Source organism: Nonomuraea sp. B208 (assembly GCF_057536035.1).
Genome location: NZ_BAAJOU010000031.1, coordinates 134,437 through 160,097, shown reverse-complemented (window position 1 = coordinate 160,097; position 25,661 = coordinate 134,437). Strand labels below are relative to the sequence as shown.

Here is a 25,661-nt window from a genome sequence, read left to right as displayed (position 1 = left end):
CGGCGTCGCGTGGATCAGGGGGTGAAGAGGGTGCGGCCCCAGTAGTCGGAGGCGTCGCGGACGCCGGGTGGGCAGGCGAACAGGCCGCTGGAGACGTGTTTGATGTACTCGTTCAGCGGGTCCTCGCGGGCCAGCCGCAGTTGCACCGGCACGAACTGCTTGCGCGGGTCCCGCTGGTAGGCCATGAAGAACAGGCCGGCGTCGAGGCGGCCGAGCCCGTCGGAGCCGTCCACGAAGTTGTAGCCCCGGCGCAGCAGGTGCGCGTTGCCGTGCGAGCTGGGGTGGGCCAGCCGGACGTGGGCGTTCGGCGCGATGTGCGGCTGCCCGTCCGGCCCCTTGGCGGCGAAGTCCAGCGGGTCGAACTCGCGTTTCGCGCCCAGCGGCGCGCCCTCGCCCTTGTCCCGCCCGAAGATCTGCTCCTGCTCGGTGAGCGACGTACGGTCCCAGGTCTCGATCGTCATGCGGATCTTCCTGGTGACCAGGTAGGTGCCGCCGGCCATCCAGGCCGCGCCGTCCCCGGCACCCGCCCAGAGCTGCTCGCGCAGCAGGTCCGCGTCCTCCAGCTTGAGGTTGTTCGTGCCGTCCTTGAAGCCCATGAGATTGCGCGGGGTCGCCTGGGCGCGGGACGTGGACGACGTACGCCCGAAGCCGAGCTGCGACCAGCGCACCGACACCCGGCCGAACCCGATCCTGGCCAGGTTGCGGATGGCGTGCACGGCGACCTGGGGGTCGTGCGCGCACGCCTGCACGCACAGGTCCCCGCCGGAGATCTCCGGCACGAGCTGCTCGCCGGGGAACTTCGGCAGGTCGGCGAGTGCGGCGGGCCGCTTGTCCGCCAGCCCGAATCGCTCGTCGAACAGCGACGGCCCGAACCCGACGGTCAGCGTCAGCCCCGAGGCGGGCAGCCCCAGCGCCTCGCCGGTGTCGTCGGGCGCGGCGGCCGGGTCGCCGCCCACCGCGCCGAACGACCCCGCCTCCTTGCCCTGCGTGAGCCGGGCCGCGGCGGCAGTCCACTCCTGGAGGAGGTCGATCAGCTCGGCCCGGTCGCCGGTGGTGACGTCGAAGGCGACGAAGTGCAGGCGGTCCTGGGCGGGGGTGACGATGCCCGCCTGGTGCTCGCCGTAGAAGGGGTAGGGGGCGGAGGTGGAGGCGGCGTGCGCGACCGGCGGCTCGTCGAGCAGCGACCTGGCGCCCACCGCGCCCGCCCCGGCCACCGCCGCGCCGGCCGCGCCGAGCCCGAACAGGCTCCTCCGGCTCATCCGCCGTCCGTTCCCGGTGGGCTCGGACATGGGGTCCTCCCGCTACTTCGCCACCACAGGGGCGATCTTGCTGATCGGTTCGCCGAGCGCGTTGATCGCGTCGGACAGGGTCTTGAGCTGCGCCTTGGACAGCTCGTCGTGGAGCTGCCAGCCGTCGCCCCTGCGGTGCGTCTCCAGCGCCGCCTCGGCCGCGGCGAACTTCTCGTCCAGCGTCTTGACGAGGTCGGGAGCCCGCTCCTCCAGCACCGGCCGGAGCGACTGCACGGCGGCCTTGGAGCCTTCGAGGTTGGCCGCGAAGTCCCAGAGGTCGGTGTGCGACCAGATGTCCTCCTCGCCGGTGATCTTACCGGTGGCGACCTCGTCGAGGAGCTCCTTGGCGCCGTTCGCCAGGTTGAGCGGGGTGAGCTCGGCGGCGTTGGCCTTGCCGACGATGGTCTTGACGTCGGCGATGAGCTTGTCGGCGATCGGGCCGTCCTTGCTCACGTCCTTGTGGATCCACAGGTCCTTCTCGATCCGGTGGAAACCGGTCCACTTCTCGCCCTCGGCCAGGTCGGCCTCGCGCGCGTCGATGGCCGGGTCGAGGTCGCCGAAGATCTCGGCCACCGGCTCGATGCGTTCCCAGTACGTCCGCGCCACCGGGAACAGCGCCTTCGCCTCGTCGATCTTCTCCGCCTTGACGGCGTCCACGAACTCCTGCGTCTTGACCAGCAGCGTGTCGCTCTGCGTCTTGACGTAGCGCTTGTAGCCGGTCACCGCGGCGGCGAGCTGGGCGTCGGCGGTGAGCGGCTGGTGCTCGCCGGTGACCTTGAGCGGGTTGCGGATGCCCTTGCCGACCATGCCGGGCTTGCAGGCGGTCTCGTACGTGCCGGCCGGCAGCTCCGCGATGAGCTCCCGCGTCAGGCCGGGCACGATGTTCTCGACCTCGGCCATGATGCGGTCGCCCGCGGCGAGCACGTAGAACTCGGTCACCTTGCTGCCGCCGTTGGTGATCGTGAACGTCGTGGTGCCCGCGGGCACCTCCGTGACCGGCACCTCGCACGCGGTGTCCGACGCGGCCACGGCGATCTTCCCCGGCGAGCCTGAGGCGGCCGGCGGGGCGCCGCCGCCGCCGGAGGAGGAGCCGCAGGCGGTGAGTGCGGCCACGGCGAGCGCGCCGGTGGACAGGCGGAGGACGGTACGCATGGTGCTCCTGTTCAGGCCGCGGCGGTGGGCGCCGCGGGCAGGGACGTCCGCCGCGGGCGGAGGAAGAGGACGAGGGCGGGCAGCAGGTACGCGGCCCAGGCGACGACCTCGGCGACGCTGGGCTGCGGGGTGATGTTGAACATCCCGGCCAGCAGCATGCCGTACCAGGAGTCGGCGGGGAGGGAGGCGCCGAGGTCGAAGGCCGGCGTGGCGAGGCCGGTCAGCACGCCCGCCTCCTGGAGGTCGTGCACGCCGTACTTGAGTATGCCCGCCGCGACCACGATGAGCAGCAGCCCGGTCCAGGTGAAGAACCTGGTGAGGTTGATCCTGACGGCGCTGAGGTAGAGCCCCCAGCCGATGGCGACCGAGGTGAGCACGCCCAGCGTGATGCCGATCAGCGGCTCGACGGTCGTGGCGGCGCCCTGCGCGGAGGCGAAGAACAGCAGGGCGGTCTCCAGCCCCTCCCTGGCGACGGCGAGGAAGGCCATGACGGCCACGGCGAGCCGGCCCAGCTCCAGCGCGTCGCTCAGCTTGCCGCGCAGCTCGCCGGAGAGCGTGCGGGCCGCCCGCCGCATCCAGAAGATCATCCAGGTGACGAAGACGACGGCCAGCAGCGAGGCGATCGACTCGAACAGCTCCTGCCCCGTGTACGCCAGGTGGGCCGCCGTGAAGGTCAGCAGCGCGCCGAACGCCGCCGACAGCGCGACGGCGGCGCCCACGCCGGCCCAGACCTGGGGGAGCCGGTCCTTGCGGTCGCTCTTGACGAGAAAGGCGACGAGGACCGAGACGACGAGTGTCGCCTCCAGGCCCTCGCGCAGCCCGATGAGATAGCTGGCGAACACGGACACTCCCGCGGGGTTCTTAGGTAAGGCTCCCCTAAATTAGAGCTCCCGCGGCGTTCTGTCCATGTGTGCCCGGTGTGTTCGTCGTCACCCCGCCAGGTTCTCGGTCAGCAGTTCGAGCAGCGGTTCGCGGCGTACGCACCGCTCCAGCAGGAACGAGTCCGCGAGCGCGGTCAGCTCGTCGTCGCCGAGCCCGCGGAACAGCTCGGCGTACTCGGGGAGCAGCGCCTGCGCGAACAGGATGTGCCTGATCAGGTCGTCGGTCTGGTAGCGGGCGCCCCACGGGTAGGGGTCCCAGCCGGGGAACTCGGTCTCGACCAGCTCGTGCAGCGGCCCGAGCACGTCCGAGCCCTCCTCCATCGTCGACCCCCAGCGGTCGGCCCCGAGCCGCCGCTTCTTGTCGAGGAAGCCCCCGAACCTGTCCAGGTACGGCCCCGCCGCGTGCACCAGCCCCTGCAACCCCACGTCCTTGTACGTCCAGAGCGACCAGCCCGCCCCCTCCGCGTCGTAGATCGCGAGCTGGTCGCGCAGGATCTGGTACCGCTGCGCGTCCTTCTCCGGGTCCCCGGTGTAGACCGGCCCGAACTCGCCCACCCACAACGGCGTCCCGGTCTCCCGCTGGAAGCGGGAGCGCTTGGCGAACGTCCGCTCCAGCTCGTCCTGGTCGCACCACTCGCCCCGCGTGTGCCCGGGGTACGGGCCGCCGTGGGCGAAACCGGCGAGAGCGTAGTCGTGCATGACGAAGACCGTGTTCTCGTACACCTCACGGAAGATCGAGAAGTCGGTTGAGTAGGTGTTGCCGTCCAGGAACAGCACGTGGTGCGGGTCGGCCCCGCGCACCGCCTTCACCAGCCGGTCGTAGAACGGCCCGATCACCTGGCCGGTGACGTCGGCGGGCTCGTTCGCCGGGTTGTAGCCGGCGACCCAGGGGTTGTCGCGGTAGTGGTCGGCCAGGACCTCCCACAGGTGCACCACCCGGTCCTGGAAGTGACGGTGCTGCCAGAACGCCGCCACGTGGGTGGGGTTGTCGGAGTGCCAGTGCTGGTTCTGCGAGCCGGGCAGCGCGTGCAAATCGATGACGCTGTAGATGCCGTGCGCGCCGAGCAGGCCGATCACCCGGTCGAGGTGGCGGAAGCCGCGCGGGTCGATCTCGAAGGGCCGCTCGTCCGACTCCCAGTGGCGGTAGTTCACGGGGATGCGCACGCAGTTCATGCCGAGGCCGGCCAGCAGCTCGGCGTCGCGCTCGGTGAAGAACGAGGTCAGCAGGCGGTCGAAGAACAGCTCGGCCCGCTCCTCGCCGAGCACGCCGCGCACCGCGGCGCGCATCGAGCTCTCGTTGGCGGGGAAGCCGGTGACGAAGTTCTCCATGTTCATCCAGCCCCCGAGGCCCACCCCGCGGAGCCGTACCGGCTGGTCGTCGGGTGTGACGAGGTGGTTTCCGGACACACGCAGCATGTCAGAGGTCATCCCTTCGTGGCGCCGGCGGTGAGCCCGCCGACCAGGTGGCGTTCCGCGACGGCGTAGAACCCGAGCGCCGGGATCATGGCCAGGACGAGGTAGGCGAGGATGCGGGCGGTGTCGGAGGCGTACTGGCCCTGGAACTGCTGGATGCCGAGCGGCAGGGTCCAGTTGGCCTCCTCGGTGAAGACCACCAGCGGCAGCATGAAGTTGTTCCAGCTCCCGACGACGGCGAGCACCGAGACGGTGGCGATGGCGGGCTTGGCCATGGGCAGCAGGATCCGCCAGAAGAACCCGAACGGACTGCACCCGTCGATGATCGCGGCCTCCTCGATCTCCCCGGGGATGCTGCGGAAGAAGCCGCGCAGGATGATGATCGTCAGCGGCAGCCCGAACGCCGCCTGCACGAGGATGACCCCGAGCGGGTCGCCGAGCAGGCCGAGCGCGCGCAGCAGCACGAAGATCGGCAGGATGGCCACCGCGAACGGGAACATCAGCCCCGCCGTGAACAGCGTGAACAGCGCCTCCCTGCCCCGGAAGGCGAACCGGGCGAAGACGAACCCGGCCAGCGCCGCCACCCCCACCGTGAGCACGGTGGTGACGACCGCGATGAACGTGCTGTTCCAGAGCTGCAACCAGAACGACGACGAGGCCAGCACGTCGGTGTAGTTGCCGGTCACCCAGGTCGAGGGCAGCCCGAACGGGTTCGTGGACAGCTCGCTGTTGCGCTTGAACCCGCCGAGCGTCGCGTAGACCACCGGGATCAGCACGAACGCGCCGACGACCCACGCGATGAGATGCAGCGGCAGCGTGTTGCGCCGAGGAGCCTGCTTCTTGCCGCGGGTCATCGCCTGCCTCCCATGCTGGTGGTCGCGCCCTCCAGGTCACGGCGCATCACGAACCGCTGGTAGAACAGCGCGAAGACGAGGCTGAGCACGAACATCACGACGCTGATCGCGCTGGCGTAGCCGACCTGGGAGCGCTTGAACCCCCACTCGAACATCGTCACGGCCATCGTCTCCGACGAGTGCGACGGGCCGCCCTGGGTGAGGATCCAGACCAGGTCGAAGAGCTGGATCGTGTAGATGACGCACAGGAAGACGCTGATCCGGATCGTCGGCCCGAGCAGCGGCAGCGTGATGTGCCTGAAGACCTTCCAGCTGCTCGCCCCGTCGATCTGGGCGGCCTCGACGAGCTCGTTCGGGATGTTCTGCCGGCCGGCCAGATAGATCATCATGTGGAAGCCGAAGTACTTCCACGTCATGACGAGGAACAGCGACGGCATCACCGTGTCCGGGTCGGCCAGCCAGTCGGAGTCGGCGCCGAACAGCGCCAGCACCTGGTTGGCCATCCCGGCGTCGGGCGCGAGGATCAGCGAGAACAGCACGCCGGTGATCACTTCGGACAGCACGTACGGCGCGAAGAACACCAGCCGGTACACCGCCCGCCCGCGGATGCGCTGGTTCAGCAGCAGCGCGATGGCCAGCGAGAGCGGCAGCTGCACGCAGACCGACAGCAGCACCAGCACGAGCAGGTGCCACAGGTCCCGCCGGAAGATCTCCGTGCCGAACAGCCGGGTGAAGTTGTCGAAGCCGATGAAGTTGGTGGGCAGGCCGCCGAACCCGTTCCAGCGGAACGCGCTGGCGTAGAAGGCGACCAGGATCGGCGCCACGACCAGCAGCAGGAACAGCACCAGCGCGGGCAGGACGAACAGCGCGATCGTCAGCGCGCGGCCACGGTGTCTGACGGCGGGGGCGGGGGCCGGAAGCCTGGCCGCCTCCGGCCCTCGGGTCAGTGTCGTCATTCTTCGGTCTTGGCCACTTCGGTGATGGCCTGGGCGACCTGCTCAGGCGTCTTGGTGCCGCCGATCAGCTCGGCCACGCTGTCGTTGACCTGCTGGCCGACGGCCGGCGGGTACGCCTGGTCGAGGTAGAGCTGGTAGCCGGTCGCGCCGGCCAGCATCGTGGCCACCTGCTTGAGGTTGGGGTCGGTGACCGCGCTCTCCTCGCCCTTGAGCACCGGCAGGACGCCGCCGGCCTGGACGGCCTTGGTGTGGTTGTCCATCCGGGTCATGAACTTCACGAAGTCCACGGCCTCCTTCGGCGCGTCCCTGCCGACGGCCAGTCCGCCGCCTCCGCCGAACGCGTCCGTGGCCGAGCCCTTGCCGCCCTCGACGGCGGGGAACGGGAAGAAGCCGAGGTCGTCGCCGAGGCCCTTGCCCGCGTCCTTCTGCACGGACGGGGCCCACTGGCCCATCAGCTCCATGGCGGCCTTGCCGTTGCCGATCGTGGCGGCCTGCCCGTCGGGCGTGGAGTACGCCGCCCCGAGGAAGCCCTTCTGGAACGGCTGCAGGTCGGCCAGGGCCTTCACCTGCTGCCCGGCGGCGATGAAGTCCGGCGTGCTGAAGTTCTTGTCCACGGCCGCCTGCTTGAGCGCGTCGAGCCCGGCGATGCGCATGGCGAGGTAGGCCCAGTAGTAGTGACCCGGCCACTTCTCCTTGCCGGCCAGGGCGATGGGGGTGACGCCGGCGTCCTTGAGCTTCTTGACGTCGCCGAGGAACTCCGACCAGGTGGCGGGCGGCTGCTCGATGCCGGCCTTGGCGAAGAGTTTCTTGTTGTACCAGAAGCCGACCATGCCGATGTCGGTCGGCAGGCCATAGGTCTTGCCGTCGAACTGGTACGCGCTGAGCGCCGCCGTGGTGAAGCCGGGCAGGACGTCGGCGACGTCGGAGGAGAGGTCCTTCACCAGGTCGGCGTCGATCTGCTGCCTGAGCACGCCGCCGCCCCAGGTGGCGAAGACGTCGGGGGCCTTGCCGGACTGCGTGATCGTGGTGAGCTTGGCCTTGTAGGCGTCGTTCTCCAGGACCGTCGCCTTGATCGTGACGTTGGGGTTCTGGGCCATGAACTCCTTGGCCCGCTGCGCCCACAGCGTCTTCAGCGGTTCTGCGGTCGACAGGTGCCACCACTCCAGGGTGACCTTCGCCGGGGCGGCGCTCTCGCCGGACCCGGAGGTCGCGGCGCCGCCACCGCCACCTCCGCCGCAGCCGGCCACGAGCACCGCGGTCGCGATCAACACCACACTGCGTTTCATTCCGAGGGGTCCCTTCTCTGCTGGGCGGAGCACGCCGAGCCTGGCGGAACAGAGCGAAACTTTCGTATAACCCCCGATATTTTCTTTGCCCGGAGCTTAGGTAACCTTGAAGTAACGCGTCAACACCCCCGTTGTGAGCGACGCCGAACCGAAACTTTCGGATACACTCCCGATCGTGTCAGCGAAGAGGCGGGTCACGATCGCACTGATCGCGGAAGAGGCGGGGGTCTCCATCCCCACGGTCTCGAAGGTCATCAACGGGCGCCCGGAAGTAGCCCCTGCCACCCGCCACAAGGTGGAGCGGCTGCTCCAGGAGCGCGGCTACCAGCGCCGCGTCAGCCAGGACGACACCCCGGCCGGGCTGATCGACCTGGTGTTCGCCGAGATCGAGTCGCCGTGGGCGATGGAGATCGTCCGGGGCGCGGAGAGCGCGGCCCGCGAGGCGGGGGCCAGCGTCGTCATCTCGGTCCTGCACACCCACGCCGGGCCCGGCCGCGACTGGCTCGAACGCCTGGCCGCCCGGCGCACCGACGGGGTGGTGATCGTCGCCTCCCGGCTGTCCACCGGCATCCAGGCGCAGCTCGGCGCCCGCGCGCTGCCGTTCGCGGTGGTGGACCCCGAGGGCGAGCCCGCGCCCGGCGTGATCTCGGTCGGCGCCACCAACTGGAACGGCGGCCTGGCCGCCACCCGCCACCTGCTGGAGCTGGGCCACCGCCGGATCGGCATGATCAGCGGCCCGGCCGACATGCTCTGCAGCCAGGCCCGCATCGACGGCTACCGGGCCGCGCTGGAGACCGCCGGCGTCCCGCTCGTGCCCGAGCTGGTCCGCCGGGGCACCTTCCTCGTCGACTCCGGCCACGACGAGGGTCACGCCCTGCTCGACCTGGCCGAGCCGCCGACGGCGATCTTCGCGGGCAGCGACCTGATGGCCTTCGGCGTCTTCGAGGCCGCCCGGCAGCGCGGGCTGCGGGTGCCGGAGGACCTGAGCGTGGTCGGCTTCGACGACCTGCCCCTCTCCAAGTCCGCCTGGCCGCCGCTGACCACCGTCCGCCAGCCGTTGCAGGAGATGGCCGCGCTGGCGACGCGTACGGTCCTGGCCATGGGGCGCGGCGAGGTCCCCGAGACCAAGCGCGTGGAGCTCGCCACCGAGCTCATCGTCCGCGAGAGCACCGCCCGCCACCCGTAGCAGCCGTTTCGCCGGGCTGCTTGGATGGGGTGTGCTGAATTCCGCTCGTTACCTGACTTTGCTGGAGGAGGACCACCGGCGGCTGCGGGCCGCCGGGGCCGCCGACCTCGCCGCGCCCGTGCCGTCCTGTCCAGGATGGACGCTCGCCGACCTGGTCGGCCACGTGGGCGAGGTCTACCTGCACAAGGCGGAGACCATGCGCCTCGGCGCCTGGCCGGAGCCGTGGCCGCCGGAGCCCGACCCCGCGGGCCCGCTGCACCGCCTCGACCGGGCCTACGCGGAGCTGCGCGCCGAGTTCGCCGCCCGTGAGCCCGGCGAGGCCGCGCTCACCTGGTACGACCCGGACCAGACGGTCGGGTTCTGGATCCGCAGGATGGCGCTGGAGACCGTGGTGCACCGGATCGACGCCGAGCTGGCGGCCGGCACGCCCGTCACGCCGGTGCCCGACGACCTCGCCGCCGACGGCGTGGACGAGATCCTGACGGTGATGCTCGCCTACGAGACCACCACGAGCGCGGCCGAGTTCGGCGACGGGCTCGCCCAGGCCGACGGGCGGCCGGTCTCGATCGCGGCGGGGGAGGAGCGCTGGCTGGTGCGGGCCACGCCCGCCGGGGTGGAGGTCGCGCGGGGCGAGCGCGCGAGCGGGGCCGCGTCGGTCGCGGGAGCGCCGCAGGACGTCCTGCTCTGGCTGTGGGGGCGGCAGGACGGGACGGGGTTGACCTTCGGCGGCGACGGCGCGCCGGTGGAGCGGCTGCGGTGGCTGCTCAAGGAGTCCACTCAGTGACAGGGGCGGCGAGGACCTCGCGGAGGCGGGCCGCGTAGGCGCGGGGGTGGCTGAGGTTGCCGTTGTGGCCGCCGGGGAACACCGCGAGCGGCACGCCGGTGAGCTCGGCGAGCCGGTCGGCGCACCGGCGGTCGAAGACGGCGGCCGGGGTCCGCTCGCCGGCCGCCGGGAGCACCGGCACGCGGCAGGCGGCGGGGTCGTCGGGGCCGGGGTCGTCGATGACGGCCTGGAAGTCGTGCCGGATGAAGAAGTCGAAGGCGGCCTCGCGCTCCGCCGTCATGGGGAACGAGGTCAGGCCGGGCTCGGCGTCGCCGCCGGGCGTGATGCCGAGCACGCGGGTCACCTCCTTGAGCGCGGTGGGCAGGTCGGTGGCGAGGTAGAGGTCGCGGATCGCGGCCAGCTCGGCGCGGTGGTGGGCCCGCTCCGACTCGGGAAGCAGCCACGGGGAGACGGGCTCGTGCGCGATGAGCAGGCTGAGCTGCTCGGGGTGGTCGGCGGCCAGGTGGAGCCCGATGGAGGCGCCGAGGCTCTGGCCGAGCATGACGACGGGCTGGTCCGTGAGGCGGGCGAGCAGGTGGTGGATGTCGTCGGCGTGCTCCCTGACGCTCACGGTCGTGTCCGGGATCGTGCTGCGGCCGAGGCCGCGGCGGTCGTAGGTGATCACGGTGCGGGAGTCGGCGAGGTGGCCGACGAGGTCGGCGGTGCGGTCGGCGTCGCCCTCGCCGCTCTGGGAGATCAGCAGGAGGGGGCCGGTGCCGCGCAGCTCGTAGTGGACTGAGCCGCCGGGGATGGTGATCGTGGGCATGCCGACGACCCTAATCCATCAGTTCTGATGTATCAAGTCTGATGGATTATTCAGCGGCGGAGGCCGGGGAGCAGGCGGTCGGCCAGCTTCTCCAGGGCCTCGACGACCTCGCGGACGTGCTCGCCGTCGTCCGTGCCCAGGGCGGCGGCGAGGGCGTCGTCCACCGGGGTGTCGCGGACGCGGGTCACACGGTCCGACGTCTCCGGGGCCTCACGGAGGATCGTCCGGCGGCGGTCCCTGGGGTCGGTGTCGGCGAGGACAGCCCCCGCCGTACGCAGCCGCGCCACGGCCGCCGACACCGCGCTCTGCGGCAGGCCGGTGCGCGCGGCGATCTCCCCGACCGTGGTGCCGGGATGGCCACGCAGGTCGCTCACCACGATCAGCACCGTGCGCACGCTCGTCGAGTGCTCGCCGATGCCCTCGACCGGCATCGCCTCCTCGCCGATCTTCATCAGGGCGCGGCCCAGCAGGAACAACTCGACGCCATTCACGGTCAGCAACCTACCGGCAGGAAAGGGATAAGGTCGTGCGGCGTGACGACGGACCTGGAGGACCTGGCCGGCCGCCTGCGGGAGTTCGCCCGCGCCCGCGACTGGGAGCAGTTCCACACGCCGAAGAACCTGGCGATGGCGCTGGCCGGCGAGGTGGGGGAGCTGGTGGCGGAGTTCCAGTGGCTCACCGCCGCCGAGTCCGCGGACCCCGGCCCCGAGGCGCTGGCCCGTATGCGCACCGAGCTGGGGGACGTGACCCTCTACCTGGTGCGCCTCGCCGACGTGCTGGGCGTCGACCTGCTGGCGGCGGCCACGGACAAACTGGCCGACAACGAGCGCCGCTACGACGCCGATCGCTACCGGGGCTCGGCCCGCAAGGCCCCGCCGTAAGGGGCGCCCGCGATCTTCTCGTGGGTACGAACCCCCGCATAGGCTGTCGAACATGCGTTTCGGAGTGCTGGGGCCGCTGGCCGTGTGGACCGACGCCGGCGAGGCCGTGACGATCCCCGGCCTCAAGGTGCGGGCGCTGCTCGTGAACCTGCTCGTCCACGAGGGCCACCCGGTCTCGGCGGACCGGCTGGTCGACGACCTGTGGGGCGAGGAGCCGCCGGGCAACCCGGCCGCCGCGCTCCAGGTCCGGGTGTCCCAGCTGCGCAAGGCGCTGGAGGACGCCGAGGCGGGCGGCAAGAACCTGGTGGTCTCGCGCGCCCCCGGCTACCTGCTGCGGCCCGACGCCGGCGCGGTGGACGCCGGGCGGTTCGCGGAGCTGCTGGCGCGGGCCGAGGCCGCGGGCAGCCCGCGGACCAGGGCCGGCCTGCTGGGGGAGGCGCTGGCGCTGTGGCGCGGCCCGGCGTACGCGGACTTCGCCGACGAGGAGTACACCCGCGCCGCCATCCTGCGCCTGGAGGAGCAGCGGCTGTCGGCGCTGGAGCAGCACGCCGAGGCCCGGCTGGAGCTGGGCGAGCACGCACTGCTCGTGGGCGAGCTCGGCGACCTCGTGACCCGCCACCCGCTCAGGGAGCGGCTGCGGGCGGTGCACATGCGGGCGCTGTACCGGGCGGGCCGCCAGAGCGAGGCCCTCGCCGGCTACGCGGAGCTGCGCGAGCGGCTGGCCGACGAGCTCGGCCTCGATCCCGGGCCCGAGCTCGTGGCGCTGCACCAGGCGATACTCGGCCAGGACCCGGCGCTCAGCCTCCCGGCCGGGCGCCCGCTCACGAACCTGCCCGCCGCCGTCAGCAAGCTGATCGGCCGCGACGAAGCACTGAGTGAGGTGTGCGGCCTGGTCGGGGAGGAGCGGCTGGTCACGCTCACCGGCAGCGGCGGGGTCGGCAAGACCCGGCTGGCGCTGGCCGCCGCCGACCGGCTCCTCGACGGCTTCGCCGACGGCGCCTGGCTGGTCGAGCTGGACCAGGCCGTACGGACCGGCCTGCACGACGCGGGCCGGGGTGCCTCCGCCACGGGCGGGACGGCGGGGGACGCGCCCGCAGCGGGCGCATCCCCGGCCGGCGGGGCGGCATCGGGCGCGTTTCCGGCGGGCGCGGCGGCGGGGCCGCGGACGGCCGCCGAGGCCGTCATGGCCGCGCTGGACATCCGCGAGTACGCGGACTCCGCCGACGTGGCCGGGCAGCTCGCCGAGGCGCTGCGGCACCGCCACGCCCTGCTCGTCCTCGACAACTGCGAGCACGTCGTGGCGGAGGTCGCCGAGCTGACCGAGCTGCTCCTGCGCTCCTGCCCCGACCTGCGGGTGCTGGCCACCAGCAGGGAGCCCCTGTCCGTGGCCGGCGAGGTGCTGTGGAGCGTCCCCCCGCTGGAGGTGCCCGCCAGCACGGACCTCGCCGTGATGGCCCGCTCGGACGCGGTCCGGCTGTTCGTGACCCGCGCCGCCGCCTCCGCGCGCGGCTTCGCCCTGGACGCGGGCAACGCCCAGGCGGTCGCGCAGCTCTGCCGCCGCCTCGACGGCATCCCGCTGGCGCTGGAGCTGGCCGCGACCCGGGTGCGCGCGCTCGGCGTGCACGGGGTGGCCTCCCGGCTGGACGACCGGTTCCGGCTGCTCGCCTCCGGGTCGCGCGGCGCGCCGGCCCGCCAGCAGACGCTCACCGCGGTCATCGACTGGAGCTGGGACCTGCTCTCCGAGGAGGAGCGGCGGGTGCTGCGCCGCCTGGCGGTGCACGCCGAGGGCTGCACGCTGGAGGCCGCCGAGGCCGTGTCCACCGACGGCGATCCGGTGCTGGACGTGCTCGACCTGCTGCCCCGGCTGGTGGACCGCTCGCTCGTGGTCGTCGCCGGCTCCCCGGCCGGGGTGCGCTACCGGCTGCTGGAGTCGGTGGCGGCGTACTGCCTGGCCAGGCTGGGGGAGGCGGGCGAGCTCGACGCGGTCCGCCGCGCCCACCTGCGCCACTACCTGGCGCTCGCCGAGGAGTGCGAGCCGGGCCTGTACGGCCACGAGCAGCGCGACCGGCTGCTGCGCCTCGACGCCGAGGCCGCCAACCTGCGCGCCGCCCTCGACACCGCCGTCGGCACCGGCGACGCCGCGAGCGCGGCGCGGCTGGTGAACGCCCTGGCCTGGTACTGGTTCCTGCGCGGCCGGCTGGCCGAGGGCCGGCGCTCGCTGGCCGCCGCCCTGTCGGTGCCCGGCCCGGACTCCCCGGAACGGGCGCGCGCGGCCGCCTGGCACGCCGGGTTCGCCATGATGCTGGGCGAGCAGGTCGACTGGCGGCCGGTGCTCGCCGCCGTCGCCGACCCCGGGCAGCGGGCGAGAGCCGAGCTGTTCGTCGGCATGCACGTCAGGGACGTGCCGACCGGCCAGGAGCTCAACGAGCGGGCGCTGGCCGCCTTCCGCGCCGTCGGCGACCGGTGGGGCGAGGCGGCGGCCCTCGCCTGCCAGGCCAGGGACGCCTTCACCCGGCGCGACCACGAGGCGCTCGACCGCTGCGCCGGCGAGAGCGTACGGATCTTCACCACGCTGGGTGACCGCTGGGGCCTGCTGCGGGCCACGGAGTGGCTGGCCTCGGCCGCCGAGATGAGCCGCGACGCCGAGCGCGCGAACCGGCTCTTCGGCGAGGGCCTGCGGATGGCCGAGGACCTCGGCCTGTGGCCGGAGGTCGCCACCCACACCGCCTGGCTCGGCTGGGTCGCCCTGGAGAGCGGCGCGTACGAGCGCGCCATCGAGCTGTGCGAGCGCGCCAGGAAGATGGCCGCCGACCAGGGCTACCGGGAGGGCGAGAGCATGGGCGAGATGGGCGTCGCCTTCGCCGCCCGCCGCGCCGGCCGGCTCGACCTGGCCGAGCGGCACCTGCTCCGGCTCCTGGAGGGCGTGCCGCGCGATCCCGACGCCGAGCCCGCCGTGCACGTGGCCGACGTGCTCACCGAGCTGGGCCACGTACGCGAGGCGCGCGGCGACCAGGCCGCCGCCCTGGCCCTGCAGGAGGAGGCCATCGTCGCGGCCCGCAGGATCGGCGACCCGCGGACGCTGACGTGGGCCGTGGTCGGCGCGGCCTCCGCCTGCGGGGCGAGCACGCGGGCCGCGCGGCTGCTGGGGCTGGCCGCGGCCAACAGGGAGCGGCTCGACCTGCCCGCAGGTCCTGCGGAGCAGGAGGAGTTCGACCGCATCGCGGCACGGGTGCGCGACGGCATCGGCGCGCAGGCGTACGCGGAGGCGTACGCCGAGGGCGCGGCCCGCAAGCTCGACGAGGTCCAGGACCTGCTCTGACGCTCACCCCTGAGAGGCGCGCTCGACGTGCTCGGCGAGCCGGTCGAAGAACTCGACCCAGCCCTCCTTCGCCTGCTCGGCGTGCTCGGGGTCGGTGTTGACGCCGTACTGGTGGAAGCGCATCTCGGTGCGGTCGCCGGTCGCGGCGAGGTCCACGGTCACCACCGACGCCGGGCCGTCGCCGGGAGCGTCGGGGTCGCCGGTCGTGAACACCAGCCGGCCGGGCGCGCGCACCTCGCGGTAGCGGCCGTCCAGCGTCACCTCGAACCCCTCCTCGCCAACCAGGGTGGCCCGCCAGACCCCGCCGGGCACGGCGTCCAGGGTGATCCGGCCGAGCGGCGTGGCCATCCCGCGCGGCCCGAACCACCGCGAGAAGCGCTCCGGGTCGGTCCAGGCGGCCCAGACGCGGTGGCGCGGGGCGGCGAAGCGGCGGGTGATGGTGTATTCGGCGGTCTGCGGCATCGGATCCTCCTGGGGCGGGTTCGCGAGTTTCGGGGTGGAACACCTTCACGGTCGCGCGCCGCCCTTACGAACGCCTTCCTGTGCCCTTAAGACCCGTTGTGGCACCCTTGGGGGCATGCGCATCCTTCGCGCCGCGCAGGTGCTCACCGGCCGCCCCGGCGAGGTGATCCCGAACGGCGAGGTGGCCGTGGACGGCGCCGTGATCGCCTTCGCGGGGCCGCGCGGCGGCGCCGGCGAGCCGGGCGACGCCGACGAGGTCGTTGACCTGCCCGGCTGCACCCTGCTGCCGGGGCTCATCGACGCGCACGTGCACCTGGGCTTCGACGACAAGGTCGACCCGGTGACCGGGCAGAGCCCCGAGAGCGACCGCCACCTGCTGCTGCGCATGGCCGAGAACGCCCGCAAGCTCGTCTCCGCCGGTGTCACCACCGCCCGCGACCTCGGCGCGCGCGGCTTCCTCGACCTGGCGCTGCGCGACGCGATCGAGGAGGGGCTGGCCGTCGGCCCCCACCTGATCGCCGCGACCCGGCCCATCACGCCCACCGGCGGCCACTGCTGGTACATGGGCGGCGAGGCCGACGACCTGCCCGCCATCCGCCGCGTGGCCAGGGAGAACCTGCGGGCCGGCGCCGACTGCCTCAAGATCATGGCCTCCGGCGGGCAGATGACGCCGAGCGCGGCGCCGAGCTGGGTCCAGCAGTACTCCACCGAGGAGATCCGCGCCGTCGTGGAGGAGGCCGGCACCCGCGGCAAGGGTGTGGCCGCGCACGCCCACGCGCACGCGGCCATCCGCAGCGCGGTCGAGGCCGGGGTGGCCACGATCGAGCACTGCTCGTTCTTCACGCCCTCCGGCCACCGCTACGACCCGGAGCTGGCCGACCTGGTCGCGGAGAGCGGCACGTACGTGTGCCCCACCCTGCACGGCGTCTACTGGCGGCTGCGCGACACGCTCGGCCCCGAGATGCTCGACGACTGGCTGCACGGGATCGTCGCCCTGCGGGACGCCGGGGTGCGCCTCATCGCCGGCACCGACTCCGGCTTCGCGGCCGCGGGCGTCGGCAACCGCACCGACGGCTACGTGGCGGGGCTGGAGGTGTTCGCGGGGGCCGGGTTCGGCAACGCCGAGGTGATCGAGCTGGCCACGGCGCGGGCCGCCGACGCCTGCGGGGTCGGCGCGGTGACCGGGACCGTCGAGACCGGCAAGCGGGCCGACCTGATCGCGGTGCGCGGCGACCCGCTCCGCCGCATCTCCGACCTGCGCGAGCTCGTGCTCGTCCTGGTCGGCGGGCGGGCCGTCACGCAGACCGGCGTGGACACGGTCACCTCCTCCCTCTGAGCCCGTTGAAGGAGTTCGCATGCTGCCCTGGTCCGCCGAGCTGGCCGGCCGTCTCGACCACCGCGTGATCGACAGCACCCTGCTGCGCGGCAACCCGCTGGGCGACCCGCACGAGCGGCCGCTGCTGGTGTACGTGCCGCCGGGCTACGACGACGAGCCCGAGCGCCGCTACCCCTCCCTGTACGTGCTGCTCGGCTACACCGGCCACGTCGCCATGTGGCTCAACAGGGCGCCGTTCCGCCGGCCGTTCCCCGAGCTGGCCGACGCCATGTTCGCCGCGGGGGAGGCGCCGCCCGCGATCGTCGTGTACGTCGATGCCTGGACCGCGCTCGGCGGCAGCCAGTACCTCGACTCGCCGGCCACCGGCCGCTACCACTCGTACCTGTGCGAGGAGGTCGTCCCCTGGGTGGACGCCCACTACCGCACCCTCCCCGGCCGCGACCACCGGGCGGTCACCGGCAAGTCCAGCGGCGGCTACGGCGCCATGGTGACCGCCATGCTCGCCCCGCACGTCTTCGGCGCCCTCGCCACCCACGCCGGGGACGCGCTGTTCGAGGTCAGCATGAGGCACGCGTTCCCGGGGCTGGCGCGGCGGCTGCGCGACATGTACGGCGGCTCCTACGACGCCTTCCTCGCCGACTTCCGCTCCCGGCTGGCCGGGACCCGGGAGGGCGATCTGGAGCTGCTGGAGATGTACGCCTACGCGGCGGCGTACTCGGCCGACGAGGACGGCACGGTGCGGATGCCGTTCGACGACACGGGGGCGCCGGTGCCGGAGGTGTGGCGGCGCTGGCTGGCGCACGACCCGGTGGTCATGGCGGGCGAGCCCCGCTACGCCGAGGCGCTGCGCTCGATGCGGGGCATCTGGGTGGACGCCGGGCACCGGGACGAGTACTTCCTGGACTTCGCCGCGGTCGCGTTCCGCCGGGCGGTGGCGGCGGCGGGCGTGCCGGACGAGCGGGTCCACTTCGAGCTGTTCGACGCGGGGCACGGCGGCATCGAGTACCGCTACCCGCTCGCCCTCGCCTGGCTCGCGCGGCGGCTGTCGGAGCGGAACGGCTAGGCTGCCCGCGTGGACAAAGCGGAATTGAAGGACCAGGTACGCGAACTTCGTGCGCAGGGCCGTTCTCCCAAGGAGATCGCCCGCGCGCTCAAGGTGCCGCCGTCCGTCGTGGCGCCGCTGGTGAGGGAGATCGCCGCGGAGACCACGGCCGGCGGTGACGCCCCCGACGTGGTCGGATGCTGGATCAACGTCGGCTGGAGCGCCGGCCTCGGCATCGACCCCGCGCTCGGCTGGAGCGACGAGGCGCCGGAGTCCGGCGCCGACGGCATGGTGTGCGTGCTCGTCGCCCGCCGCCACTCATGGGACCGCATGGAGGTCTCCGGCTACCTCGCCGACGTGTTCTGCCTCGGCGTGCGCAACGCCATCGGCCCGCAGATCATGGACGACCGGGAGCTGGCGCGCTTCCGCGAGTACTTCTTCGGCGAGTACGCGGGCTGGCAGGAGGCGCCGTACGAGCTGGCCAGGCACCTGGTGCTGGGCTCGGTCGACTACGCCCGCACGCTCGGGTTCGAACCGCACGAGGACTTCGGGCCGGTCGCCGACGCGCTCGGCAAGTGGGAGGGCGGCTCGGCGATCACGTTCGGCCGCGAAGGCAAGCCGTTCTACCTGGAGCAGCCGGGCGACGACGCGAACAAGGTGCTGCGGACGCTGCGGCGCACCCTCTCCGACGACGACTTCGACTACGTCACCGGAGGCCGGTGACCTCGGCGCGTCACCGGAGGCCGGTGACCCGCAGCGTGACGTTGAGCCGGCCGGCGGCGAGACCGGTGGCCGGATCGCCGGTGCCGGGCAGGATCTTCAGCACGCCGTGGTAGGCGAGCCGCGACGGCCCCCCGAACACGAACAGGTCACCCGAGGCCAGCTCCACGTCCGTGTACGGCCTGCCGCGCGTCTCGGTGTTGCCGAACCTGAACCGGCACGTGTCGCCGATGCTCAGCGATACCACCGGGGCGGGCGACCTCTCGTCCTTGTCCTGGTGCATGCCCATCCGGGCGTCGGCGTCGTAGAAGTTGACCAGGGCCGTGTCGGGGGCGTAGTCGTCGGCCGGGCGGCCGTACGCCTCGGCCACCGCACGGCGGCCCAGGTCGGCGAGCCAGCCGGGGAAGTCGGCGACCTTGCGGCCGTTGACGTCGTGGGCCAGGCGCGTGTAGCGGTAGGGCTGCCAGTGCCAGCCCACGCACACCGTCTGGACCGACATCACGCCGCCCCCGGGCAGCCGGGTGTGCCGCATCGGCACCGGCCCCGTGGCCCACGCGCGGCAGGCGCGGACGAGGTGGCGCTGCTCGTCCATCGACAACCAGCCAGGAACGTGGACCGCGCCCGGCGCGATCTCCCTCATCGGCAACGGGATCATCGTCACCCAGCCTACGACGCGGTTGTGAGGGCGGGAGCGGCCGACGTACGCTCGCCGCAGCTCGAACCCGAGGAGTGTGAAGCATGGCCGAGTCCCGTGAGCACGTCTTCGCCGGCGTGCACGGCGCCCGCACCGTCCGCGAATGGCCGCACGACGACCCCCGCTACGTCGTCCTGCTGATCCACGGGTACGGCGAGCACATAGGCCGCTACGAGCACGTCGCCGACCGGCTGGTCCGCCACGGCGCCGCCGTCTACGGCGTCGACCACGCCGGGCACGGCAGGTCGGAGGGCGAGCGGGTGCTCATCGAGGACTTCGAGGACGTCGTCGCCGACGTCCACACCGTCGAGGAGCAGGCACGGGCCGCGCACCCCGGCGTCCCCGTCGTGGCGATCGGCCACTCGATGGGCGGCATGATCGCCGCCCGGTACGCCCAGCTCCACGGCGCGGGACTGGCCGCGCTCGTCCTGTCCGGGCCGGTGATCGGGGAGTGGGAGGCGGTGCCCGCGCTGCTCGCCCTCGACGAGTTGCCCGACATCCCCATCGACCCGGCCACGCTCTCCCGCGACCCGGCCGTGGGCGCCGCGTACGCGGCCGACCCGCTGGTCTGGCACGGGCCGTTCAAGCGGGCCACGCTGGAGGCGTTCGCCGCCACGCTGGCCGCGATCGGCAAGGGCGGCACGTTCGGCGACCTGCCCACGCTGTGGGTGCACGGCGAGGACGACCAGCTCGTGCCGCTCGGGCCGAGCCGGGCGGGCATCGAGGCCGTACGCGGCACGGACCTCACCGAACGCGTCTACCCGGGCGCGCGGCACGAGGTCTTCAACGAGACCAACCAGGACGAGGTGCTGGACGACGTCATCGCCTTCCTCGACCGCGCCCTGCCTGCGCGAGAGTGATGTCCTACCTCACGGGCTCGTAGTGCATCGCCGTGACGCCGCACCCGAACGGCTGAGCCGAGACCCGGCGCAGCTTCCGGCGGCCGGGGAAGACCGGCATCCCGCCGCCGATCGCGGTCGGGTTGACGAACAGGTGGTACTCGTCGATGAGATCGGCTTCGGCCAGGCTCGCGACCAGCGTCCCGCCGCCGTACACGATGAGGTCCCCGCCCGGCCTCGCCTTCAGCCCGCTGACCGTCTCGGCCAGCTCGCCGCCGGCGACGGTCGCGTTCTCCCACGGCGACTCCGTGAGCGTGCGGGAGATCACGACCTTGGGGGTGCGGTTCATCCAGTCGATCGACTCCTTGTCCTCGCCGGGCGGCCCGGCGGCCCACGCCGGGATGAACCCCTCGGCGAGCCTGCGGCCGAGGACGATGGTGTCCACGTTCGCGGTGAGCGCGTTGATGTGCTCGTTGAGGTCGTTTGTCCAGGGGAAGGTCAGCCAGTCCATCTCGCCGTTCGGGCCGGCCATGTAGCCGTCGGCGCTGACCTGGACCTGGAGCAGCAGTTTGCGCATGGGGACGCGTTTCCCTTCGAAGCCGTCGTCAATGGACACCACCCTGCCGGACCGACCTTACGATCCCCTTCCGATCACCTTCAGACGCCGCCTTCACAGGGGCCGTTCCGCGGCGGCGGAGGCGAGGCGCCACCCATCGCATGAAGCCCGGCTTTCGGACGTTGGCCGACGTCCGCCTCGCGACGTCCGCCTCGCGACGTCCGCCTCGCGACGTCCGCCTCGCGACGTCCGCCTCGCGACGTCCGCCTCGCGACGTCCGCCTCGCGACGTCCGCCTCGCGACGTCCGCCTCGCGACGTCCGCCTCGCGACGTCCGCCTCGCGACGCCAAACTCTTGAACGCCGGCCTCGCGGCGTTCGCCGTGTGACGCCAACCTCTGCGTACACCAGCCTCGTGAAGTGGGCCTTCAGTCGTCGGCCTGGAGTCGTCAGCGGACCCGCAGCCAGACGTGTCCCTTGCCGTGGTCGCGGGTCAGCTCGACCTTCCAGCAGCCGCGCTCGGGAAAGACGAAGCCCGTGCCCCACTCCTGCCCGGGACGCCGCCAGTTCGACCCGCCGTGCTCCTCGGGGCCCCAGGCGAGCCGGGCGCGCGTGCCGTCCGGAAGCGTCGCCTCGACCTTGCGCAGCGGGCCCTCCCCGGTCATCCGCCACACGATCTTGACCTCCGCGCCGCGCCGCACCGGCACCTCCCCGAACAGCAGCCCCCACAACTCCACCCCTTCGCCCGTGCCCCGCACCTCGGGAAAGCCGTCCCCTCGCGACACCGCCGTCCCGCGACACCCGGCCCCGTCAATGGTCACCACCGGAACGGGGCTCACGGTCCCGGTGGCATCGGTCGCGCCGGGCGTGCCCGCAGCGCCGGGCTGCGTGCCACCGGTCTGCGGCGTGCCCGCCCCCGAAGTCGCCGTTCCCGGAGTCGCCGTCCCCGGAGTCGCCGTTCCCGGAGTCGCCGTCCCCGGCGTGCCCGCCGTCCCCGGCGTGCCCGCCGTCCCCGGCGTGCCCGCCGTCCCGGGTGTCGTACCACCACCGGTGCCACAACCAACCGCCACCGCAAGCACCGCCACGAGCGGCACCACCATCCACCTCATCGATCATCCTCCTCGCCCCCCTTACACCGCCCGCCGGCGAAAGGTTCCGAGATCCACACCGATGACTTCCTGCCGCCCCTCCGGTCAGCACATCCGAGGAGGCCATCCATGAACGGTGAACGAGAACGGGTCCTGACGGCGGGCGTGGCCCTGCTGGAACGGGCGATCGACTACACGCTCGGCAGTCTGCGCATCGTGACCCCGCCCATGCTCTGCCGCGCGACCCCCTGCGCAGGCTGGACCATGGAACGGCTGCTGGCCCACGTCACCGACTCCCTCCGCGCCCTGAACGAGGCCGCCACCGGCACCGTCACCCTCGGCACGAAGGCGCTCGACCACCTGCGCACCGCCCGGCGGCTCAACCGCCACGACAACCCGGCCCTCCTCGTACGGGACGACGCCACCGAACTCCTCGGCACCTGGGCGGCCACGCTCACCGGCGAGCTGGTCTCGATCGGCGACCGCCACCTGACCAGCCCCATGGTGGCCGCCGTGGGCGCGATCGAGATCGCCGTACACGGCTGGGACATCGCCACCGCGTGCGGTGAGCCCCGCCCCATCCCGACCCTGCTGGCGGACGAGCTGCTGGACCTGGCCCACCTGTTCGTGACGCCCGCCGACCGGCCGCACCGGTTCGCCGCGCCGCGCCCCGTCCCCCTGGACGCCCCCGCCGACGACCGCCTCCTGGCCTACCTGGGACGCGACCCGGCCGCCGCCGGCCGGCGGCCCTACCCGAACGGCCACTCCATCTGACCCGGTCCCGCGCGCCGCGCGCCGACACCGTACGATCGCCCTGTACGACATCCCGCGAAACCGGCACCTGACCGGGCAATCGGATGAGAAGATCGTAACTGGGCACACACCCATCGTTCGGGGCCGAAACACGTCCGGCCGGTCCGGCGGCGGCGGGGGGCACGCAAGCGCCGGATCCAGGCCGACCAACGTGGTGGCGACGACCGTTCTTCGTGCGGCCGTCGCCACCACTCCCGCTTCCCCCGAATCCGTACGAAGGCTCAGCGGCCAGGTGACCGCCCCCCGGCCAACCGGCGGAGAGGGCCGGATGACGCGGGGACGGATCATCGGTGTGCGCGCAGCGCGGCCAGCACCCACCGGAAGGCCGGGACCGCCGGTGGGGATGGTTCCTGACCTCTGAGGATGCTCAAAAGCTGCCAATACCGCTCAACCCTGGGCTCGGCGACCATCTCCAACCAGTCGATCAGGGCGGCGACCTCCTGCGCGGGCAGGTCGTCGGGGATGATCCGCGTCAGGATCAGGCTCGCCTCGTCCGCCTCCGGCGCGAGTCCGCGCGACAGAGCGGCGCCCGCGTGCTCCAGCACCAGGGGCCGGAGGTCGAGACCGTACTCCAGGCGGTTGTCCCCCTCGCCGCTGAGGACCATCCGCCGGACCGTCCGCCGGAAGCTCTCGTCGCCCGTCAGCTCGGCCAGCTCCACCCATGCGCCGACCTGTGCGGAGGTCGGGTCCTCAGGGAGCTCGGCGGGAAGGTCCCGCATCCATCCTCCGACCAGCGCCGCGTCCTCATCGACGACATCGGCGAACACGTGGTCGACGAAGTCGTCGATGATCTGCCGGCGTTCCCGCGCCGAGAGCCGGGCCAGTGCGTTGATCAAGGCGATCTCCTTGGTAGAGCTGTCTCGGTCGGTGAGAACACGCAGGACGGATCGGCGGATCTTCAGGGTGCGGATCTCGGCGTCGAGCGCTTTGACGTGCAGGTCCGCCACTTCGCTCAGCGTGACGCGCCTCTCCAGCACCTGCTGGATGGCGTCGAGGCCGAGCCCGAGATCGCGAAGCGTCCGGACCAGGTCCAGCCGCGCGACCGCCTCCGCGTCATACAGCCGGTATCCGCCCTCCGACCTCTGAACCGGCGGTACGACGCCGCTGTCGGACCAGAAACGGATCGTGCGTGCCCGCAGCCCCGTCCGCCGGGCCAACTCCCCGATCGTGTAGAAATCCGTCACGTCGTCCATGACGCGAATCTGCACCTTCCACCCGGTGGAACCTCAAGCGATTTATCGGAAGTCGTCACCGGAGGCCGCGTTAATCGCGTGGATTGTCCTGCGGCGCTTTTGCCGAAATCGGCCGATGCGATTGTGAATGGTGCAGCACCGGGTGGTTCTCGACTCGTGAGCCGGTGGTGGTGGCTACGCGGGGTCGGCGGCCAGAACCTCCAGGACCTGGTCGCCGTATTTCGCCAGTTTGTTCTCGCCGACGCCGTTGACCGTGCTCAGCTCGGCCGACGTGGCGGGGCGGAGGGTGGCGATCTCGCGGAGCGTGGCGTCGTGGAAGATGACGTAAGCCGGAACACCCTGCTCCTTGGCCACCGTGGCGCGCCAGGCGCGCAGGCGTTCGAAGAGCGGGGCCGCTTCGGCGGGAAGCTCGACCGCAGGCCGCGACTTCCCTGAACCGGAACCGGAACCGGAGCCCGAGCCGGAGCCGCTGCCGGAGCCGCCGCGCGTGCGGGCCGGGCGGAGGGTGTCGCGGCGCAGCAGGACCTCGTGGTTGCCGCGCAGCACCTCGGCGCTGGCGTCGGTGAGCACCAGCGCCCCGTAGTCGGACTCGACCGCGAGCAGCCCCTGCGCCAGCAGCTGCCGCACCACGCTGTGCCACTCCTGGTTGCCCAGCTCGGTGCCGACCCCGAAGACGGTGAGCGAGTCGTGGCCGTGCTGCAGCACCTTGGCGGTGGTCTTGCCGAGCAGGATGTCGACGATCTGGCCCACGCCGAACTTCTGCCGCCGCTCCTTGGCCAGCCGGAACACGGCGGACAGCACCTTCTGGGCGGCGACCGTGCCGTCCCAGGTCTCGGGCGGCGACTGGCAGGTGTCGCAGTTGCCGCACGGCTCGGCCCCCTGCTGGCCGAAGTAGTCGAGCAGCATCACGCGGCGGCAGCCGGCGGTCTCGCACAGCGCCAGCATGGCGTCGAGGTGCATCACCTGGCGGCGGCGGTGGGCGTCGTCGCCCTCCATGGCGAGGCGGCGGTGCTGGATGACGTCCTGCAGGCCGTAGGCCATCCACGCGGTCGCCGGCAGCCCGTCGCGGCCCGCCCGCCCGGTCTCCTGGTAGTAGCCCTCCACCGACTTGGGCAGGTCGAGGTGGGCCACGAAGCGCACGTCGGGCTTGTCGATGCCCATGCCGAAGGCGATGGTGGCGACCACGATGAGCCCGTCCTCGCGCAGGAAGCGGGCCTGGTGGGCGGCGCGGATGCGGGCGTCGAGCCCCGCGTGGTAGGGCACCGCCGCGATGCCGTGCTCGACCAGGAACTCGGCGATCTTCTCCACCGAGGAGCGCGACAGGCAGTAGACGATGCCGGAGTCGCCGGGATGCTCGGTGCGCAGGAACTCCAGCAGCTGCTTCTTCGGCTCGGCCTTCGGGGTGATCCGGTAGTGGATGTTGGGCCGGTCGAAGCCGGCCACGAAGTGGCGGGCCTGGTCGAGGCCGAGCCGCGAGGAGATCTCGGCGTGCGTGGCGGGGGTCGCGGTGGCCGTGAGGGCGATGCGCGGCACGTCCGGCCAGCGCTCGCGCAGCTCCGACAGGGCGAGGTAGTCGGGGCGGAAGTCGTGGCCCCACTGCGCCACGCAGTGGGCCTCGTCGATCGCGAACACCGAGATGTCGCCCTTGGCCAGCAGCCGCATCGTGGCGTCCACCCGCAGCCGCTCGGGGGCGAGGTAGAGCAGGTCGAGCTCGCCGGCCAGGAACTCGGCCTCGACGAGCTGGCGCTCGCCGAAGTCCTGCGTGGAGTTGAGGAAACCGGCCCGCACGCCGAGCGCCCGCAGCGCGTCGACCTGGTCCTGCATCAGCGCGATGAGCGGGGAGATGACCACTCCGACGCCGGGACGCACCAGGGCCGGGATCTGGTAGCAGAGCGACTTGCCGCCCCCGGTCGGCATGAGGACGAGCGCGTCGCCGCCGCCGACGACCTGGTCGATGATCTCCTGCTGCCCCGGCCGGAACGAGTCGTAGCCGAACACGCGGTGCAGAACCTCGGAGGGGGTATCCATGCGGCTACCTTACGTGTTCGCGAGCGGACGTCAGGTGAAGTTCGCCGAGGGCGAGCGGGAGCCCCCGGCGCGGAACCACCGGCGTG

24 protein-coding genes are annotated in these 25,661 nt (G+C 72.5%); 9 read left to right on the top strand and 15 right to left on the bottom strand.

Annotated elements, in window-relative coordinates; all coding sequences use genetic code 11:
- Positions 1 to 14: 14 nt before the first annotated feature.
- The 7 genes from efeB to AC27IY_RS44600 all read right to left on the bottom strand — a co-directional run bounded on the left by efeB (position 15) and on the right by AC27IY_RS44600 (position 7,831).
- Complete coding sequence (gene efeB / locus AC27IY_RS44630; protein WP_487181688.1) at positions 15 to 1,289, bottom strand: iron uptake transporter deferrochelatase/peroxidase subunit; 1,275 nt, start codon at positions 1,287 to 1,289, stop codon at positions 15 to 17.
- A 12-nt stretch (positions 1,290 to 1,301) separates the two neighbouring features.
- Positions 1,302 to 2,441 (bottom strand): iron uptake system protein EfeO, encoded by a 1,140-nt coding sequence (gene efeO, locus AC27IY_RS44625; RefSeq protein WP_487181687.1) that lies wholly within the window; start codon positions 2,439 to 2,441, stop codon positions 1,302 to 1,304.
- Between the two features lie 11 nt (positions 2,442 to 2,452).
- Positions 2,453 to 3,283 carry an iron uptake transporter permease EfeU gene (gene efeU / locus AC27IY_RS44620; RefSeq protein ID WP_364449228.1) on the bottom strand — a complete coding sequence of 277 codons (831 nt, stop codon included), beginning with the start codon at positions 3,281 to 3,283 and terminating at the stop codon, positions 2,453 to 2,455.
- Positions 3,284 to 3,370: 87 nt separating this feature from the next.
- Entirely contained in the window at positions 3,371 to 4,738 is a 1,368-nt protein-coding gene (locus AC27IY_RS44615; protein WP_449948545.1) for a glycoside hydrolase family 5 protein, read from the bottom strand.
- Between the two features lie 8 nt (positions 4,739 to 4,746).
- A complete protein-coding gene (locus AC27IY_RS44610; protein ID WP_344209698.1) occupies positions 4,747 to 5,589 on the bottom strand; it encodes a carbohydrate ABC transporter permease in 843 nt (280 codons plus the stop codon).
- Positions 5,586 to 6,545: a carbohydrate ABC transporter permease gene (locus AC27IY_RS44605; RefSeq protein WP_423443972.1), complete on the bottom strand. Its 960-nt coding sequence runs from the start codon at positions 6,543 to 6,545 to the stop codon at positions 5,586 to 5,588. Before AC27IY_RS44605 ends, AC27IY_RS44610 begins: the two co-directional genes overlap by 4 nt.
- Positions 6,542 to 7,831 (bottom strand): extracellular solute-binding protein, encoded by a 1,290-nt coding sequence (locus AC27IY_RS44600; protein ID WP_344209694.1) that lies wholly within the window; start codon positions 7,829 to 7,831, stop codon positions 6,542 to 6,544. Before AC27IY_RS44600 ends, AC27IY_RS44605 begins: the two co-directional genes overlap by 4 nt.
- A gap of 175 nt (positions 7,832 to 8,006) precedes the next feature.
- On the opposite strand from AC27IY_RS44600, the gene AC27IY_RS44595 reads away from it, so the two are divergent.
- On the top strand, positions 8,007 to 9,017 hold the full coding sequence (locus AC27IY_RS44595; RefSeq protein ID WP_344209692.1) for a LacI family DNA-binding transcriptional regulator: 1,011 nt from the start codon (positions 8,007 to 8,009) through the stop codon (positions 9,015 to 9,017).
- Positions 9,018 to 9,048: 31 nt separating this feature from the next.
- Positions 9,049 to 9,801: a maleylpyruvate isomerase N-terminal domain-containing protein gene (locus tag AC27IY_RS44590; RefSeq protein WP_487181686.1), complete on the top strand. Its 753-nt coding sequence runs from the start codon at positions 9,049 to 9,051 to the stop codon at positions 9,799 to 9,801.
- Here the strand turns inward: AC27IY_RS44590 and AC27IY_RS44585 are convergent.
- Positions 9,782 to 10,606 carry an alpha/beta fold hydrolase gene (locus AC27IY_RS44585; protein WP_487181685.1) on the bottom strand — a complete coding sequence of 275 codons (825 nt, stop codon included), beginning with the start codon at positions 10,604 to 10,606 and terminating at the stop codon, positions 9,782 to 9,784. The two genes, AC27IY_RS44590 and AC27IY_RS44585, sit on opposite strands and share 20 nt — an antisense overlap.
- Positions 10,607 to 10,656: 50 nt before the next feature.
- Positions 10,657 to 11,097: a MarR family winged helix-turn-helix transcriptional regulator gene (locus tag AC27IY_RS44580; protein ID WP_487181684.1), complete on the bottom strand. Its 441-nt coding sequence runs from the start codon at positions 11,095 to 11,097 to the stop codon at positions 10,657 to 10,659.
- 42 nt (positions 11,098 to 11,139) lie between these two features.
- On the opposite strand from AC27IY_RS44580, the gene AC27IY_RS44575 reads away from it, so the two are divergent.
- Complete coding sequence (locus AC27IY_RS44575; protein WP_344209684.1) at positions 11,140 to 11,487, top strand: nucleotide pyrophosphohydrolase; 348 nt, start codon at positions 11,140 to 11,142, stop codon at positions 11,485 to 11,487.
- Between the two features lie 52 nt (positions 11,488 to 11,539).
- Positions 11,540 to 14,806 carry an AfsR/SARP family transcriptional regulator gene (locus AC27IY_RS44570; RefSeq protein ID WP_487181683.1) on the top strand — a complete coding sequence of 1,089 codons (3,267 nt, stop codon included), beginning with the start codon at positions 11,540 to 11,542 and terminating at the stop codon, positions 14,804 to 14,806.
- Positions 14,807 to 14,809: 3 nt separating this feature from the next.
- On the opposite strand, the gene AC27IY_RS44565 is transcribed toward AC27IY_RS44570, so the two are convergent.
- A complete protein-coding gene (locus tag AC27IY_RS44565) occupies positions 14,810 to 15,268 on the bottom strand; it encodes an SRPBCC family protein (RefSeq protein WP_487181682.1) in 459 nt (152 codons plus the stop codon).
- Positions 15,269 to 15,383: 115 nt separating this feature from the next.
- On the opposite strand from AC27IY_RS44565, the gene AC27IY_RS44560 reads away from it, so the two are divergent.
- From AC27IY_RS44560 to AC27IY_RS44550, 3 genes are read left to right on the top strand one after another with little or no spacing between them, the layout of a single operon-like run.
- The gene (locus tag AC27IY_RS44560; protein ID WP_487181681.1) at positions 15,384 to 16,604 is read left to right on the top strand and encodes an amidohydrolase family protein; all 1,221 of its coding nucleotides are present in this window, start codon (positions 15,384 to 15,386) and stop codon (positions 16,602 to 16,604) included.
- Between the two features lie 19 nt (positions 16,605 to 16,623).
- Positions 16,624 to 17,667, top strand: a complete 1,044-nt coding sequence (locus tag AC27IY_RS44555) for an alpha/beta hydrolase (RefSeq protein ID WP_344209675.1) — start codon at positions 16,624 to 16,626, stop codon at positions 17,665 to 17,667.
- 9 nt (positions 17,668 to 17,676) lie between these two features.
- Positions 17,677 to 18,369, top strand: coding sequence for a helix-turn-helix domain-containing protein (locus AC27IY_RS44550; RefSeq protein WP_487181680.1), 693 nt, complete (start codon positions 17,677 to 17,679; stop codon positions 18,367 to 18,369).
- 10 nt (positions 18,370 to 18,379) lie between these two features.
- Here the strand turns inward: AC27IY_RS44550 and AC27IY_RS44545 are convergent, their stop codons facing one another.
- Positions 18,380 to 19,021 carry an alpha-ketoglutarate-dependent dioxygenase AlkB family protein gene (locus tag AC27IY_RS44545; protein ID WP_449948569.1) on the bottom strand — a complete coding sequence of 214 codons (642 nt, stop codon included), beginning with the start codon at positions 19,019 to 19,021 and terminating at the stop codon, positions 18,380 to 18,382.
- 83 nt (positions 19,022 to 19,104) lie between these two features.
- Here AC27IY_RS44545 and AC27IY_RS44540 point away from each other — a divergent pair, with 83 nt between their 5' ends.
- Positions 19,105 to 19,920: an alpha/beta hydrolase gene (locus AC27IY_RS44540; protein ID WP_423443990.1), complete on the top strand. Its 816-nt coding sequence runs from the start codon at positions 19,105 to 19,107 to the stop codon at positions 19,918 to 19,920.
- Positions 19,921 to 19,924: 4 nt separating this feature from the next.
- On the opposite strand, the gene AC27IY_RS44535 is transcribed toward AC27IY_RS44540, so the two are convergent.
- Complete coding sequence (locus AC27IY_RS44535) at positions 19,925 to 20,476, bottom strand: dihydrofolate reductase family protein (protein ID WP_487181679.1); 552 nt, start codon at positions 20,474 to 20,476, stop codon at positions 19,925 to 19,927.
- Positions 20,477 to 20,902: 426 nt separating this feature from the next.
- Positions 20,903 to 21,238: a hypothetical protein gene (locus AC27IY_RS44530; RefSeq protein ID WP_449948579.1), complete on the bottom strand. Its 336-nt coding sequence runs from the start codon at positions 21,236 to 21,238 to the stop codon at positions 20,903 to 20,905.
- Between the two features lie 432 nt (positions 21,239 to 21,670).
- On the opposite strand from AC27IY_RS44530, the gene AC27IY_RS44525 reads away from it, so the two are divergent.
- Complete coding sequence (locus AC27IY_RS44525; RefSeq protein WP_423443996.1) at positions 21,671 to 22,315, top strand: TIGR03086 family metal-binding protein; 645 nt, start codon at positions 21,671 to 21,673, stop codon at positions 22,313 to 22,315.
- Between the two features lie 323 nt (positions 22,316 to 22,638).
- Here AC27IY_RS44525 and AC27IY_RS44520 read toward each other — a convergent pair whose 3' ends face one another.
- A complete protein-coding gene (locus tag AC27IY_RS44520; protein WP_449948582.1) occupies positions 22,639 to 23,547 on the bottom strand; it encodes a helix-turn-helix domain-containing protein in 909 nt (302 codons plus the stop codon).
- A 174-nt stretch (positions 23,548 to 23,721) separates the two neighbouring features.
- Positions 23,722 to 25,575, bottom strand: coding sequence for a DNA helicase RecQ (recQ, locus tag AC27IY_RS44515; RefSeq protein WP_449948586.1), 1,854 nt, complete (start codon positions 25,573 to 25,575; stop codon positions 23,722 to 23,724).
- Positions 25,576 to 25,661: the final 86 nt, after the last annotated feature.